This window comes from Inquilinus limosus MP06 (assembly GCF_000767795.1).
Classification (GTDB): Bacteria; Pseudomonadota; Alphaproteobacteria; order DSM-16000; family Inquilinaceae; genus Inquilinus; species Inquilinus limosus_E.
Genome location: NZ_JANX01001019.1, coordinates 1 through 1,128, shown reverse-complemented (window position 1 = coordinate 1,128; position 1,128 = coordinate 1). Strand labels below are relative to the sequence as shown.

Annotated in this window: 2 protein-coding genes; one reads left to right on the top strand and one right to left on the bottom strand. The window is 72.8% G+C overall.

Annotated features, from left to right (window positions below):
• Nucleotides 1–248, bottom strand: a 248-nt coding sequence (locus P409_RS34880; RefSeq protein ID WP_034849565.1) for an EamA family transporter, incomplete at its 3' end; no start/stop codon positions are given.
• Nucleotides 249–459: 211 nt separating this feature from the next.
• On the opposite strand from P409_RS34880, the gene P409_RS34875 reads away from it, so the two are divergent.
• On the top strand, nucleotides 460–1,128 hold a 669-nt coding region (locus P409_RS34875), incomplete at its 3' end, for a LysR family transcriptional regulator (RefSeq protein WP_238578855.1).

The following is a 1,128-nucleotide window of genomic DNA, read 5'->3' as shown; positions in this document are numbered from 1 at the left end:
GGAAGGGGGAAGGCGGCGAAGAACAGCAGGCCCAGCAGCGCCACCGCCGGCCAGTCGCGCCGCGGCGGCCAGGGCGCGCGCAGCAGCACCACCACCGGCAGCAGCAGGGCGCAGCCGATGCCGAAGCGGAACACGCCGAGCATCGCCGGGTCCAGCGCCCCCATCAGGAAGCGGGTCGCCACCACCGAGGTGCCGCCCAGCGTGCTCGACGCCAGCGCCGCCGCCACGCCCATGCCGTCGCGCGCCATCCCTGCTCCCCTTGGCTCGTGCCCTGCCCCTCCCCATCGTCATTCCCGCGAAGGCGGGAATCTCGTCCCGATGGACTTCCGAGGAGATCCCCGCTTTCGCGGGGATGACGACCAGGGGAGAGGAACTGCCGGAAAGCATAGGAGCCGCCGCGATCTTCACGGAAACGCATAAGGATGATCTTCTGAATCACGAATCGTGATGGAGCGGCCGATGCTGGACCCGGAGTTGTTGCGCGCCTTCGTCGCCGTGACCGACCACGGCTCCTTCACCCGCGGCGCCGCGGCGCTGAACCGGACACAATCGGCCATCAGCATGCAGATCCGGCGGCTGGAGGGCGCGATCGGCGCCGCGGTGCTGGACCGCGACCGCCGCGGCCTTCGCCTGACGCCGGCCGGGGAGGTGCTGCTGGGCTATGCCCGCCGCATCCTGTCGGTTTCGGCCGAGGCGATGGGCCGGCTGCGCGACCTGCAGGTCGAGGGCACGGTGCGGCTGGGGGTGATGGAGGATTACGGCACCCGTCTGGTGCCGCCTCTCTTGGCCGGCTTCGCCGCCGCCCATCCGCGCATCCAGGTCGAGATGGTGACCGGGCTGACCATGCCGATGCTGCCGCGCCTCGGCGAGCGCTTCGACCTGGTGCTGGCGATGCATGCGGCGGGCGACGGCGGCGGCACCTTCCTGCGGCGCGAGCAGGCGGTCTGGGCCGCCGGCCGCGACGTCGGCGCAGCGGCCGAGGGTCCTCTGCCCCTCGCCCTCTATCCCCAGGGCTGCCTGTTCCGGGCCTGGGCGATGGCCGCGCTCGACGCCGCCGGCCGGCCCTGGCGCCTGGCCTTCGTCAGCCACAGCCTGGCGGCGGTGACCGCGATCGCCGCCCAAGGCCTG